The organism is Pseudomonas frederiksbergensis, from assembly GCF_003732665.1.
Lineage (GTDB): Bacteria > Pseudomonadota > Gammaproteobacteria > Pseudomonadales > Pseudomonadaceae > Aquipseudomonas > Aquipseudomonas frederiksbergensis_G.
Genome location: NZ_MOBP01000003.1, coordinates 262776 through 276781, shown reverse-complemented (window position 1 = coordinate 276781; position 14006 = coordinate 262776). Strand labels below are relative to the sequence as shown.

The window sequence follows — 14006 nt, the reverse complement described above, 5'->3', positions numbered from 1 at the left end:
TCATGGGTGAAAGTGGCAGCGGGCCCGAGAGATTACAGATTCCGCAGCGCGGCGACTACTGCGTCGCCCATTTCCTGCGTACCGACTTTGGTGCAACCGGTCGACCAGATGTCGCCGGTGCGCAAGCCTTGATCCAATACCAGGCTCACGGCCTTCTCGATGGCATTGGCCGCATCCTGCTGGTTGAAGCTGTAACGCAGCATCATCGACACCGACAGGATAGTCGCCAACGGGTTGGCAATGCCCTTGCCCGCGATATCCGGTGCAGAACCGTGGCACGGCTCGTACATGCCTTTGTTGTTGGTGTCCAATGACGCCGAAGGCAGCATGCCGATGGAGCCGGTGAGCATCGACGCCTGATCGGAGAGGATGTCGCCGAACAGGTTGTCGGTGACGATCACGTCGAACTGCTTCGGTGCGCGCACCAGTTGCATCGCGGCGTTATCGACGTACATGTGGCTCAGTTCAACTTCCGGGTAATCCTTGGCCACTTGCTCGACGATTTCACGCCACAGTTGGCTGGACGCTAGCACGTTGGCCTTGTCCACCGAGCAGAGCTTTTTGTTGCGAACCATGGCCATGTCGAAACCGACCCGGGCAATACGGCGGATTTCGCTTTCGCTGTACGGCAGGGTGTCGTAGGCCTGGCGCTCGCCGTTTTCCAGGGTGCGGGTGCCACGTGGCGCGCCGAAGTAGATACCACCGGTCAGTTCACGGACGATCAGGATGTCCAGGCCGGCAACGATTTCCGGCTTCAGGCTGGAGGCCTCGGCCAGTTGCGGGTAGAGGATCGCCGGGCGCAGGTTACCGAACAGGCCCAGTTGCGCACGGATCTTCAGCAGGCCGCGCTCAGGGCGGATGTCACGCTCGATGGTGTCCCATTTCGGGCCGCCCACGGCGCCCAGCAGTACGGCGTCAGCAGCGCGGGCGCGGTCCAGGGTTTCGTCGGCCAGGGGCACGCCGTGCTTGTCGATGGCGGCGCCGCCAATTACATCGTGGCTCAGTTCGAAACCCAGGCTGTACTTTGTGTTGGCCAGTTCCAGCACTTTGACCGCTTCGGCCATGATTTCCGGGCCAATACCGTCGCCAGGGAGAATCAGAATCTGCTTGCTCATGCTTTCCTCATGTCATCAGTCGGTGCGCCCGTGAGCGCCCCCGGAAAAATTCATTCAGCCTTATCGTTCTGCCATCAGCACCAGTACATCTGTACTGAACGAACCATCGGCCTCAATCTCAAAATATTCGCGTACTTCATTGCCCATCGACTGCTGCAACTCGCGGATCGCCCCGCGCATCACTTGCGGCGTGCGCATGCGCTCGACCCAGGAGCTGTACTCAAGACGCAGCCGCTGACGGGTGGTGCTGCGGGTATGCAACCCCGCTTCGCTGACTTGGCGCAACCACTCGCCGGCCGAATAATCGCGCACATGGCTGGTGTCGCGCAGCACTTCGACGCTTTGCAGGTAGGTGTCGAACAACGGGCTGCCCGGGGACAACACGTCGACGAACGCCGCCACCCCGCCCGGCTTCAGCACCCGACGCACTTCCCGCAGGGCCAAACCGAGATCGCTCCAATGGTGCGCCGAATAACGGCTGAACACGAAGTCGAACTCGCCATCGGCGAACGGCAGGCGCTCGGCGGCACCGTTGACCGTGGTGATGTTGCTGAAACCACGATCAATCGCTGCTGCAGCCACCACGTCGAGCATTTGTTGGGACAGGTCGTAAGCCACCACTTCCTTGACCAGCGACGCCACGTGAAAACTCACGTGACCGGCGCCGCAACCCAGGTCCAGCACGCGAGCGCTGTCCTGCCCGGCCAGCTCAGCCTGTAGCAGTGCGAATTCGGTGCCTTGAGCGTGAACGGCGCTGCTCAGGTAGGCCGAGGCCTGTTCACCGAATTGCTTTTGTACGACTTGGCTGTGCTGGGTCATGGGGACTTCCTTTTGGGGGTGAGTCTTGGGGTGTCTGGGCTGCCGTCTTCGCGAGCAAGCCCGCTCCCACAGGGGTACGCATTTCAATGTGGGAGCGGGCTTGCTCGCGAAGAGGCCAGCCCTGTCTACATCAATCCCGGATCAATCAAACATCGCGAAACAACCAAGGCTGACTCGCCCGGTGCTTGCTTTCAAACGACGCAATCGCCTCGTGATCCATCAATGTCAGGCCGATATCGTCCAGGCCGTTCACCAGGCAATGCTTGCGGAACTCGTCCAGTTCAAAGCTATAGGTCTTGCCATCCGGCCGGGTCACGGTCTGGGCTTGCAGGTCGACCGTCAACTGGTAGCCCGGATTGGCTTCAACCTGCTGGAACAGCTCATCAACCTCAGCGTCGCTCAAGATGATCGGCAGCAAGCCGTTCTTGAAGCTGTTGTTGTAGAAGATGTCGGCGTAGCTCGGCGCGATGATGCTGCGGAAACCGTACTCTTCCAGGGCCCATGGCGCGTGCTCACGGCTGGAGCCGCAACCGAAGTTTTCCCGGGCCAGCAACACGCTGGCGCCTTGGTAACGTTCGGCGTTGAGCACGAAATCCTTGTTCAACGGGCGCTTGGAGTTGTCCTGGTAGGCGTAGCCCACGTCCAGGTAGCGCCACTCGTCAAACAGGTTCGGGCCAAAACCGGTGCGCTTGATCGACTTCAGAAACTGCTTCGGAATGATCTGGTCGGTGTCGACGTTGGCCCGGTCCAATGGCGCGACCAAACCGGTGTGTTGGGTAAAAGCTCTCATGTGCGGTTCCTCAGATCAGTTCGCGAACGTCGATGAAACGACCGTTGACGGCAGCGGCAGCGGCCATCGCCGGGCTGACCAGGTGCGTACGGCCACCGGCGCCCTGACGCCCTTCGAAGTTGCGGTTGGAGGTCGAGGCGCAATGCTCGCCCGACTCCAAACGGTCCGGGTTCATCGCCAGGCACATCGAGCAACCCGGTTCACGCCACTCGAAACCGGCTTCGAGGAAAATCTTGTCCAGGCCTTCAGCCTCGGCTTGCGCCTTCACCAGGCCCGAGCCCGGCACCACGATGGCTTGCTTGATGGTCGAGGCGACTTTGCGGCCCTTGGCGATCACCGCCGCAGCGCGCAAGTCTTCGATCCGCGAGTTGGTGCAAGAGCCAATGAACACGCGATCCAGCTGAATATCGGTGATCGCCTGATTGGCGCTCAAACCCATGTACTTCAAGGCGCGCTCGATGGAACCGCGTTTAACCAGGTCCATTTCCTTCGCCGGGTCCGGCACGTTCTGATCAACCGCCAACACCATCTCAGGGGAAGTGCCCCAGCTGACTTGTGGCTTGATTTGAGCTGCGTCGAGCTCAACCGCGGTGTCGAACACGGCATCGGTGTCGGAAACCAGGTCTTTCCAGGCTTCGACCGCCATGTCCCATTCCGCGCCTTTCGGGGCAAATGGACGGCCCTTGACGTATTCCACGGTTTTTTCGTCGGCGGCGACCAGACCCACACGGGCGCCGGCTTCGATGGACATGTTGCAAATGGTCATGCGGCCTTCGATGGACAAGTCACGAATCGCGCTGCCGGCGAACTCGATGGCGTGGCCGTTACCGCCGGCGGTGCCGATCTTGCCGATCACCGCGAGTACGATGTCCTTGGCGGTCACGCCGAACGGCAATTTGCCTTCGACCGAGACCAGCATGTTTTTCATTTTCTTGGCGACCAGGCACTGGGTGGCGAACACGTGCTCGACCTCAGAAGTGCCGATGCCGTGGGCCAAGGCGCCGAAGGCACCGTGGGTCGAGGTGTGCGAGTCGCCGCAGACCACGGTCATGCCCGGCAAGGTCGCGCCCTGCTCCGGGCCGATCACATGAACGATGCCCTGGCGAACGTCGTTCATTTTGAACTCGGTGATGCCGTATTCGTCGCAGTAGTCATCGAGGGTCTGAACCTGCAAGCGCGAGACCTGATCGGTGATCGCTTCGATGCCGCCCTTGCGATCCGGGGTGGTCGGCACGTTGTGGTCCGGGGTGGCGATGATCGAATCGACACGCCAAGGCTTGCGCCCGGCCAGGCGCAGGCCTTCGAAAGCTTGGGGCGAGGTCACTTCATGGATGATGTGGCGGTCGATATAGATCAGCGACGACCCATCGTCGCGCCGTTTCACTTCATGGGAATCCCAGAGCTTGTCGTAAAGCGTTTTGCCGGCCATCAGACGGTCCTCATCAGCGTGCTTCTATTTTCTATGCCTTGGGTTGTACTCGGTTCAATAACCCCTTGGCTTGTGAGGTCGATCCTAGGGGGTTACATTAAATAACTCAAATTCATATTTTTCATGCTTTGGATAACCAACTGGAATACAACAATGGACCTGGCCAACCTCAACGCTTTTATCGCGATTGCCGAGACCGGCAGCTTCTCCGGCGCTGGCGAACGGCTGCACCTGACTCAACCGGCCATCAGCAAGCGCATTGCCGGGCTGGAGCAGCAACTGAAGGTGCGCCTGTTCGATCGCCTGGGCCGTGAAGTCGGGCTGACCGAGGCCGGGCGCGCCCTGCTGCCCCGGGCCTATCAGATTCTCAACGTGCTGGACGACACCCGCCGCGCCCTGACCAACCTGACCGGCGAAGTCAGCGGGCGCCTGACCCTGGCCACCAGTCACCACATCGGCCTGCACCGCTTGCCGCCCCTATTAAGGGAGTTCACCCGACGCTACCCACAGGTGGCGCTGGATATTCAGTTCCTCGATTCGGAAGTGGCCTACGAAGAAATTCTGCATGGCCGCGCCGAACTGGCGGTCATCACCCTGGCACCGGAGCCCCATGCGCTGGTCAAGGCCACGCCGGTGTGGGACGACCCGCTGGATTTCGTGGTGGCCCCGGAGCATTCCCTGATCAGCCACGGTCCGGTCAGCCTGGCGGACATCGCCCTGCACCCGGCGGTGTTCCCCGGCGGCAACACGTTTACCCACCACATCGTCCAGCGTCTGTTCGAGGCCCAGGGCTTGACGCCGAACATCGCCATGAGCACGAATTATCTGGAAACGATCAAGATGATGGTCTCGATTGGCCTGGCCTGGAGCGTTCTGCCCCGCACCATGCTCGATGAACAGGTGGCGCGGATACCTTTGCCGGGCATACAACTCACTCGCGAGCTAGGCTATATCTTGCACACGGAAAGGACGCTTTCGAATGCGGCACGCGCCTTTATGGCCCTGCTGGATGCACAAATTGATCTGCCAGGGACCCACGGCTAACTTGTGCTACTCCTATAGAGCTGCGAAACCCCGTGCCTAACGCCCCATTCAGCCCAAGGCCTGCTGCCAATGCCCAAATCTGTTGACCGTATTCCGCCGATGCCACGTATTCAGGCCATTGACCCGCAGCGGTCCGAGCAGAGCTGGGAAAGCGCGCCGCAGTTGCTGGCCGCACTCAACGGCGCACGTCTGGGCGCCTGGTATTGGGACATCGAACGCGGGCAGATCAGTTGGTCCCGGGGTACTCAAGCGTTGTTCGGCTTCGATCCCAAGCAACCCTTGCCGGCGGATCTGGAATACCTTGACCTGCTGCCCCCGGAAGACCGGGCGAAAACCATCCGTGCGTTCCATCAGGTAATCGCCGGGGCGCCGCTGGAACAGGCGATGCATCACCGCATCCGCTGGCCCGACGGCAGCCTGCACTGGCTGGAGATCAACGGCAGCCTGTTGCCGGACAAGCACGGCCGGCCACGGATGATCGGGGTGATCCGGGAAATCACTCATCAGCGGCAACGGGAACAAGCCCTGAGCAGCTCGGAAAAGCGTTTCGCCACGCTGTTCCACCTGTGCCCGAACATGGTCCTGCTGACCCGCCAGGAAGACGGCCTGATCAGTGAGGCCAACCAGTATTTCGAAAGCCTGTTCGGCTGGCCGGTGCAAAGTGTGATTGGCCGCACGACGCTGGAACTGGGCCTGTGGGTCCATCCCGAACAACGGGCGGTGCTGGTCAAGGCGACCAAGGCCAAGGGCGAACTGATCAGCATGGAAGTGCAGTTTCGCGCCAGCAATGGCCAAGTCCACGATGGCATTCTCAGCGCGCAAAAAGTCGAGCTCGAAGGCCAGCCTTATCTGCTGAGCACCTTCCTCGACACCACCGAACGCAAAGCCGCCGAGCATGCGCTCAAGGACAGCCAGGAACGTCTCGACCTGGCCCTGGATTCGGCGCAACTCGGGACTTGGGACTGGCACATTCCCAGCGGCATGCTCTACGGCTCGGCGCGGGCGGCGCAGTTGCACGGCATGGAGCCCAAGCCGTTTCACGAAGCCTTCGATGAGTTTTTCGAAGGCGTGCCCGGCGAAGAGCGGGACAGCATGCGCAACGCCTACCGCAGCCTGCGCGAAGGCCCGGCCGGTAATTATCAACTGACGTATCGCGTGCAGTTGCCCGACGGCAGTTCGCGCTTCCTGGAAAGCCGCGCCCGGCTCTATCGCGATGAAAACGGTGTGCCGCTGCGGATGGCCGGCACCCTGCTGGATATCACCGATCAGGTCGAGCGCGAGCAGTTGCTGGTGGCCTCGGAAGAGAAATTCGCCACGCTGTTCCAGGTCAGCCCGGACCCGATCTGTGTTACGCGCCAGGAAAGCGGCCAGTTCATCGAGATCAACTCCAGCTTCACGCAGATTTTCGGCTGGACCGCCGCCGACGTGATTGGCCGCAGTGCTGATGAAATCGGCCTGTGGGACGCCTCGGCAAAGAGCCTGCAACGCATTGAACAGGTGATCCGCGAACAAGGCCTGAGCAATGTGGCGATCCTCGTCCAGCACAAGGACGGGCGAGCCCTCACCTGCGTGATTTCCAGCCGACAGATCAGCGTCGGCGAGCAGCCCTGCATCGTCACCACCCTGCGCGACATCACCCAGCAACAGCGTTCGGAAGCGGCGCTCAAGGCCAGCGAGGAGAAATTCGCCAAGGCGTTCCACTCCAGCCCCGACGCCATCACCATCACCGAGCGCGACACCGGGCGCTATCTGGAGGTCAACGACGGTTTCTGCCGCCTGACCGGTTACCGCGCCGATGAAGTGGTGGGCAAAACCGTGTATCAGGTCGGCATCTGGGCTGAAGAGAAACAGCGCTCATCGCTGCTGGCCGAGTTGCAGATCAAGGGTCGCGTGCATCACCAGGAGATGCTCGGGCGCAACAAGCGCGGCGACCTGCTCACCGTCGAAGTCTCGGTCGAACCGATCACCCTCAACGAAACCGCGTGCCTCCTGCTGACCGCCCGGGACGTCAGCCTGCTGAAAAACGCCGAAGCGCAGATCCGTCACCTCGCCTACCACGATCCGCTGACCAACCTGCCCAACCGCGCACTGCTGATGGATCGCCTGAGCCAGCAGATTGCCCTGCTCAAACGCCACAACCTGCGTGGCGCCTTGATGTTCCTCGACCTCGACCACTTCAAGCACATCAACGATTCCCTCGGTCACCCGGTCGGCGACACGGTGCTGAAGATCATCACGGCACGGCTCGAAGCCAGTGTGCGTATGGAAGACACCGTGGCGCGGCTCGGCGGTGATGAATTCGTGGTGTTGCTCAGTGGACTTGAAGGTTCGCGCAGCGAGGTCAGCGAACAGGTTCGGCACTTGGCGGACACCCTGCGCGAATTGCTCTCGGAACCGATGTTCCTCGACGGCCAGCGCCTGCAGGTCACGCCGAGCATCGGGATTGCACTGATCCCCGACCACGGCTCGACCCCGACCGACTTGCTCAAGCGCGCCGACATCGCCTTGTACCGGGCCAAGGATTCGGGGCGCAACACCACGCAGATGTACCACAACACCATGCAGAAGGCCGCCAGCGAACGGTTGCGCATGGAAACCGACCTGCGCCTGGCCCTGTCCCGGGGCGAATTCAGCGTGCATTACCAGCCGCAAGTCGATGCCCAGGACAATCGCATCATCGGCGCCGAAGCCCTGGTGCGCTGGAACCACCCGGAACTGGGCGCGCAATCCCCCACCGAGTTCATCAAGGTGCTGGAAGACAGCGGGTTGATCCTGGAAGTCGGCACCTGGATCCTCGACGAAGCCTGCGAGGCCTTCAAACACTTGATCGCAAAAGGCCTGGTCGACCCGCTGAATTTCAGCCTGTGCGTCAACATCAGCCCGAGGCAATTCCGGCAGAACGACTTTGTCGAACGCATCGAACGCAGCCTGAGCAGCCATGGTCTGCCCTGCTCGCTGCTGAAGCTGGAAATCACCGAAGGCATCGTCATCCAGAACCTGGAAGACACCATCAGCAAAATGCGTCGCCTGAAAAAACTCGGCGTGAGCTTTGCCATGGACGACTTCGGCACCGGCTATTCCTCACTGACCTACCTCAAGCGTCTGCCGGTGGACACGCTGAAAATCGACCAGTCCTTCATCCGCGACGCCACCACCGACCCGAACGACGCCGAAATCATCCGCGCCATCGTCGCCATGGCCTTCAGCCTGGAACTGGAAGTGATTGCCGAAGGGGTGGAAACCCGAGAGCAACTGGCATTTTTGCAGGGGCTGGGTTGCCATTTGTATCAGGGTTATCTGCACAGTCGGCCGTTGCCGGTGGAGGCGTTTCAGACGTTGCTCAAATAAATCACCGCCCCTTCCGTAGCAGCTGTCGAGCCCCAGCGAGGCTGCGTTCGGCGACGAAGTCGTCGTGAAATCAGACGACGCGGTGGATCAGGCAAACCGCAAATGCTGGGTTGACGACGGCTTCGCCGCCGAACGCAGCCTCGCTGGGGCTCGGCAGCTGCTACAGGTTTGCGGGAATTGCCAGTTTTTCTCTCAGCCTGTAGGGTCGCGTTTTTTGCGCCGCCTCAAAGAGATCAACCATGCAGGATGCAACCCTCCCCCGCCCGGCCTTGCTGGGTATCGACCTTGGGACCACCAACAGCCTGATCGCCGCCTGGCAGGACGGTCGGGCGCAGTTGATTCCCAACGCCCTCGGCGATGTCCTCACCCCGTCCGTGGTCAGCCTCGATGAAGACGACAGCATTCTGGTGGGCAAGGCTGCCCGCGCGCGCCTGACCACCCACCCGGAACGTACGGTGGCGGCGTTCAAGCGTTTCATGGGCAGCGACAAGCAATTTGAACTGGGCGGGCGCCCGTTCAGCCCGGAAGAACTCTCGGCACTGGTGATCGGTTCGCTCAAGCAGGACGCCGAAGCCTGGCTCGGCCACCCGGTGCACGAGGCGGTGATTTCGGTACCGGCGTATTTCAGCGACGAACAACGCAAGCGCACGCTGTTTGCCGCCGAATTGGCCGGCCTGACGGTGTCGCGGCTGATCAACGAACCGACTGCCGCCGCCATGGCGTACGGGCTGCATGAGCAGAAGTTCGAGCGCACGCTGATATTCGATCTGGGCGGCGGCACCTTCGACGTCACGGTGCTGGAATACGCCCTGCCGCTGATCGAGGTGCATGCCTCCACCGGCGACAACTTCCTCGGTGGCGAAGACTTCACCGCCGCGCTGCTGCAAGCCTGCCTGAAAGACTGGCAACTCACCCCGCCCATGCTCGATGGCCAAGGCCTGGCCAGCCTCGGCGATGCCCTGGAACAACTCAAATGCAAGCTCAGCGAAGGCATCCAGCACCTGAGCTGGAACGGCGCTGGCGCATTGCGCGAATGGTCGCTGGATGAAGCCGGGGCGTTGAAAATCTGGGAGCCACTGCTGGCCCGGTTACGCGCGCCCATCGAGCAAGCGCTACGCGATGCGCGGCTCAAGCCCCGGGACCTCGACAGCCTGGTGATGGTCGGCGGCGCCACGCGGATGCCGGCCGTGCAGCAAATGGTCGCCACGCTGTTCGGGCGCCTGCCCTATCGTCATCTCGACCCGGACACGATTGTCGCGCTGGGCGCCGCCACCCAGGCCGCGTGCAAGGCTCGCGACAGCGCCATCGAAGAACTGATCCTGACCGACGTCTGCCCCTACACCCTGGGCATCTCGACCAATCGCGGTGAAGACGTCAGCGGCGCTTTCTCGCCGATCATCGAGCGCAATACGGTGATCCCGACGTCCAGGGTCAAGCGTTTCTACACGACTCATCCCCAGCAAACCCAGATCCGCATTGAGGTCTATCAGGGCGAGCGGCCGTGGGTGCGGGACAATATTTACATTGATGCCTTCGACGTCGCGCTGACACCCAGCGAGCAGACCCAGGCCCTGGATGTGCGCTTCAGCTACGACATCAACGGCTTGCTCGAAGTCGACGTCACGCTGCTGGCCAGCGGCGAACGTCACAGCCACAGCATCGACCGCAGCCCCACCGGACTCGACCCGCAGTCGCGGCAAAACAGCCATGAACGACTCAGCGCCCTGAAAATCCACCCGCGCGACGCCCTGCCCAACCGCACCTTGCTGGCACGCCTGGAGCGGGCCTGGGCGCAAAGCCTGGGGGACGAGCGCGAGCAAATTGCCGATTGGCTGGATACCTTTACCGCCGTGCTCGGTGGCCAGCAATCGGTGCAGATTGCCAGCCATCGTTCACAGCTCAATAAAGCCCTGGATGAACTGCGCCTTTAGCTGTTAAGTCGCCGCAAAGCCATCTGCAAACCGCCGGACAAGGTGTCTTCAACGCCGCTGTCCGGCGGCACGCCGTAGCGGTTGGGCAGTTTGTCGCCGGGAAAGCCGAACAACAGCAACGGCATAAACGGCAGCACCGGCGACAGGCAGCCAAAAATCAGCAGTGTGGGAATCCCGCGACCCATGTCATGCAGTCGACGCAGGATCGCGCCGAGCAACAACGCGGCACCCAGCAGCAACACGCCAAAACCAGAGAGCGCCGTGCCGCTCATCAACGCCAGGTATGGGGTGATCAGCACACACCCCAGCACTTGCCAGATAAACGCCTTGCGGCCCAGTCGGGAACCGAGGCGCCAGAACGCCGTGGCCGGCACGGGGCGAGTGTCGCTGTGGGCCAGCAGCAGGCGTTCAGTCCAGGACAACAGGGCCGTGAGCGCCAGGCGCAGGCCCACGCTGTTCTCGGTGTTGTCCTTGCCGTACTGCAGGATTGTCAGCACCTTGGTCCGCGGCACGCCCGCCGCGCCATAACGGACCAGGCTTTTCAGCGTATCGAGGAGTGAATAAACCACCAGTTTCTCGACACCGAAATCCTCCAACACTTTCTCAGGCGGCCACACCGGCTCGCCCTTGATCAAGCCATTGCGGAACCCTTCGAACCAGTCATCTTCGCAACTGACGGCAGCGATGGATTGCAACAGCGCGCGGTGCTGCTCGGCATTCAGAGTCGGGTCGTGATACAGCACACCCCAGAGCAGCATCAGCCCCAATACATCTTCGCCGCAGGCATCAGGATCACTTTCGATGCAGGTGTAGAGTTGCGCATTACCCGGCAGCGTCGCGCTGTCGAGGGCCTGTTGCACATTGAACAGCTTCTGCACGAGCAAGCCATGCACCGGATCGCTGGCTTGCAACCAGCCCAGCAAACCGCTGCAACTGCCTTGCTCACGTTGCAAACGCCGCAATAGCGGTTGGAGCCGACTCAGAGGATGCGCCGGGTTGACGTCGAGCCGCTCCAGGCAGGTTGAATCGATCAACGCCAACCAGCGTTCCGGCTGATCGAGCAACGCCAGCAGGAACATGGTTTGCGAGTGCCATTGCCACACCGCCTCGCCTTGGCCAATCGGCGGCAATAGCATTTCGCGCTGCTGCAACTGGGCCAGCAGGCTCACACCGTGCAGGTCCACGTCCGCTTGCGCGTCTTGCAGATCAAATGCCTGATCGATCCGCACCAGAGCGGACGTATCGTAAGGCCGCAGCCTGCGCAGCCAGAGGCGGCAAATGTCGTGCGGTTCGTCCTTTTTCAATTCTTCGGCCAATTGCGGCTGAACCGAACGGCTGCCGAGGAAGGCCTTCATCGCCAACGGGATGGGCGCCTGATTCAGCCAGCACAGTTGCTGTTCGGCCTGATACTTGAACCCGCTCAACACCAGGTTTTCGAGGGCATCGAGCGGCTGCGGTTCATCGAGTATCTGTTGCAGCAACCCCACATCACCACGGTGCAACGCCCAGGCATGCCGGTACAGCTGTTGCAGACGGGAATCCGCAGCATCGCCCAGCAGCAAGGCCAGCAGCGGCAGTTCATCCCCGGTCATCCGCCAATCGACAAAAGCGGCCGTAAAGCCTTGCAGGTCGAGTTGCCCGACCCCAAGCCAGCGCGCCAGCGTCTCGGGACGTTGTGAAGGGCTGCCATAAGTTTGGCTGACATCGGCGAGGTCAGCAGGCCAGTCGCGGAAATGCTCCAGACGGTCAAAAGCCTGGATCAGCAGTGCCACAAAGTCCGGCTGACGCTTGGCGCACAGCTCCAGCAAACGGCTTTCGGCCTTGGGGTGGCGATGTTCCTGCCAGAGCCGGATCCAGCCAGGCAACGCCTGATCTTCCAGGCCCGCCAAGCTGTTCTGGCACGCCAATAAATACAGCCAGTCGGCATCGTCCGGGCTTTGTGCCTGACGTTCGACGCACCATTGCCGCAGACCGGGACCGCCGATACCCGCCTGAGTGAACTGCACCAGCAGGCGCTGGATAAATGCGTCATCGGCCGGCAGCGGCAAACAGGTGTGGTGGCTGGCAAAGTCCACGAACTCACGCAGAGGACGATGCTGGAAGATGTAGTCGAGGCTGCGGGTATACCAGAGGGTTTCCAGCTGCGCAGGCTCGGGCCAATCGTCCATCAGCGTCGTGTCGAACGGGTCCGGGCCCTTGATGCGTTGCAGGAACGCTTCGACTTCTTTCGCCTGGTCGAACTCCAGTTCCATCAACTGCTGTTCCCAGGCCAGCCGTTGTGCCAACAAATTCGCGCAGCGGTAGGACAGCGGACCGGCGTTGGCCAATGGGTGGAACAGACCCCAACTGAGGTCATCGAGGGCGTCCAGCGGCAATTGATCCAAAGCTTTGACGAAGGCTTGCCAGGCCTGCGGATTGAAACGCCGCGCCGGGTCTTCGAGCAGCGCGTAGAAATCCACGATGGTCTGCGGCATCTCGGGGATGCCAGCCACCTCTTCCGTTTCGTCCTCTTCCTGCCGGGCGAAACGGTTGGCGCTTTCATAGGCTTCACGCAATGCCTGGAAGCCTTCGGGGTCACTTTCCGGGTGATGCTGCGGCAGACGCGCGCGGTAGGCATCCCGGATCAGTGCCTGGTCTTTGGTGGGCTCGATGCCCAAGCGTATCCAGCAAGTCATGACCAGTCGAACTCCCCTAAGGATGCCGGGCGCTGCGGCGGATCAAGGTCCAGATGCCAAGGCAAGTCGGCAAGGAAAGCTGGCATGTTTCGGCCCAGGCCGCGAGCGATACGCAGACTGCTCGAAAACTCTCCTTGTCGGTCCAGTTCGTAAGCCAGGGTATCGTCGCTGCTGCTCAGGCAGCCCCAGAAGGCGCGACCGGTGAGAAATCCGTTGAAATAGGAATACCAGTCGTCGTAGTGATATTGCGCCCTGACGGCCAGGCGCCAATGCAGCCAGAGACTTTCGGCGAGATCGATCCACTGGTTGCGCACGCCACATCGCAACAGAAACCCCATGCGCCCCAGATCCCACGCCTGGATCCCCCCCGAGCCGCAGCCCTCGAAGGTACGGCTGGCAAACTCATGCAGGATGCGCTCGCGGGGCGCCAGTGTCTGGAGCAACGCCTGCCACTCGCCGGGCAAACAGCGTTGCCATGAGCGGTACGCGTCTATGAGGTGTGTGGCGTGACCGTCATCGGTCATTCTTTCGAGCATGCCGAACAATTGCGGCCGGTCATCAATGCCCCAGCTGCATTGCAGGTCGATATATTCCGGGCCGGAATAGAACGCGGGCTCGTCGTATCCGGCACGCGGATTGAGGGCGACCATTGGCGCAGAAAGACCGCACAGCCAGCGCTGTTGTAGCTCGTCCATGAAAAAAAGCTCCGGGCCGACCAGGCAGAATGGGAGTCGGCAAACTGGCGCGGATTGTAGAGAAACCGTCGCAAGGCGGCAAAGCCTACAGGGCTGTTTTTTTCCCGGATACAAAAAGGCCCCGACAAGTCGGGGCCTTCATTCAGCGGGTTACAGCCTG

9 protein-coding genes are annotated in these 14006 nt (G+C 61.5%); 3 read left to right on the top strand and 6 right to left on the bottom strand.

Annotated features, from left to right (window positions below; translation table 11 throughout):
• Positions 1 to 32 precede the first annotated feature (32 nt).
• The 4 genes from leuB to leuC form a co-directional block, all read right to left on the bottom strand.
• Positions 33 to 1115 (bottom strand): 3-isopropylmalate dehydrogenase, encoded by a 1083-nt coding sequence (gene leuB / locus BK665_RS05420; protein ID WP_123403582.1) that lies wholly within the window; start codon positions 1113 to 1115, stop codon positions 33 to 35.
• 60 nt (positions 1116 to 1175) lie between these two features.
• Positions 1176 to 1934 carry a class I SAM-dependent methyltransferase gene (locus BK665_RS05415; protein WP_123403580.1) on the bottom strand — a complete coding sequence of 253 codons (759 nt, stop codon included), beginning with the start codon at positions 1932 to 1934 and terminating at the stop codon, positions 1176 to 1178.
• Between the two features lie 145 nt (positions 1935 to 2079).
• Positions 2080 to 2724, bottom strand: coding sequence for a 3-isopropylmalate dehydratase small subunit (gene leuD / locus BK665_RS05410; protein WP_123403578.1), 645 nt, complete (start codon positions 2722 to 2724; stop codon positions 2080 to 2082).
• A 10-nt stretch (positions 2725 to 2734) separates the two neighbouring features.
• Entirely contained in the window at positions 2735 to 4153 is a 1419-nt protein-coding gene (gene leuC / locus BK665_RS05405) for a 3-isopropylmalate dehydratase large subunit (RefSeq protein WP_123403576.1), read from the bottom strand.
• Positions 4154 to 4306: 153 nt separating this feature from the next.
• Between leuC and BK665_RS05400 the strand changes: the two genes are divergently transcribed.
• The 3 genes from BK665_RS05400 to BK665_RS05390 all read left to right on the top strand — a co-directional run bounded on the left by BK665_RS05400 (position 4307) and on the right by BK665_RS05390 (position 10476).
• On the top strand, positions 4307 to 5197 hold the full coding sequence (locus BK665_RS05400) for a LysR family transcriptional regulator (RefSeq protein ID WP_123403575.1): 891 nt from the start codon (positions 4307 to 4309) through the stop codon (positions 5195 to 5197).
• A 69-nt stretch (positions 5198 to 5266) separates the two neighbouring features.
• Positions 5267 to 8545, top strand: a complete 3279-nt coding sequence (locus BK665_RS05395) for a sensor domain-containing protein (protein WP_123403573.1) — start codon at positions 5267 to 5269, stop codon at positions 8543 to 8545.
• Between the two features lie 239 nt (positions 8546 to 8784).
• Complete coding sequence (locus BK665_RS05390; RefSeq protein ID WP_123403571.1) at positions 8785 to 10476, top strand: molecular chaperone HscC; 1692 nt, start codon at positions 8785 to 8787, stop codon at positions 10474 to 10476.
• Here BK665_RS05390 and BK665_RS05385 read toward each other — a convergent pair.
• The gene (locus tag BK665_RS05385) at positions 10473 to 13151 is read right to left on the bottom strand and encodes a DUF805 domain-containing protein (RefSeq protein ID WP_123403569.1); all 2679 of its coding nucleotides are present in this window, start codon (positions 13149 to 13151) and stop codon (positions 10473 to 10475) included. The genes BK665_RS05390 and BK665_RS05385 overlap by 4 nt on opposite strands.
• Complete coding sequence (locus BK665_RS05380) at positions 13148 to 13846, bottom strand: DUF1266 domain-containing protein (protein ID WP_123403567.1); 699 nt, start codon at positions 13844 to 13846, stop codon at positions 13148 to 13150. Before BK665_RS05380 ends, BK665_RS05385 begins: the two co-directional genes overlap by 4 nt.
• Positions 13847 to 14006: the final 160 nt, after the last annotated feature.

What these genes read in the sequence shown, in the direction of transcription:
- leuC (WP_123403576.1), bottom strand. Translation starts at nt 4,153, where the DNA reads ATGGCCGGCAAAACGCTTTACGACAAGCTCTGGGATTCCCATGAAGTG.
- BK665_RS05415 (WP_123403580.1), bottom strand. Translation starts at nt 1,934, where the DNA reads ATGACCCAGCACAGCCAAGTCGTACAAAAGCAATTCGGTGAACAGGCC.
- BK665_RS05395 (WP_123403573.1), top strand. Translation starts at nt 5,267, where the DNA reads ATGCCCAAATCTGTTGACCGTATTCCGCCGATGCCACGTATTCAGGCC.
- BK665_RS05390 (WP_123403571.1), top strand. Translation starts at nt 8,785, where the DNA reads ATGCAGGATGCAACCCTCCCCCGCCCGGCCTTGCTGGGTATCGACCTT.
- BK665_RS05400 (WP_123403575.1), top strand. Translation starts at nt 4,307, where the DNA reads ATGGACCTGGCCAACCTCAACGCTTTTATCGCGATTGCCGAGACCGGC.
- leuD (WP_123403578.1), bottom strand. Translation starts at nt 2,724, where the DNA reads ATGAGAGCTTTTACCCAACACACCGGTTTGGTCGCGCCATTGGACCGG.
- leuB (WP_123403582.1), bottom strand. Translation starts at nt 1,115, where the DNA reads ATGAGCAAGCAGATTCTGATTCTCCCTGGCGACGGTATTGGCCCGGAA.
- BK665_RS05380 (WP_123403567.1), bottom strand. Translation starts at nt 13,846, where the DNA reads ATGGACGAGCTACAACAGCGCTGGCTGTGCGGTCTTTCTGCGCCAATG.
- BK665_RS05385 (WP_123403569.1), bottom strand. Translation starts at nt 13,151, where the DNA reads ATGACTTGCTGGATACGCTTGGGCATCGAGCCCACCAAAGACCAGGCA.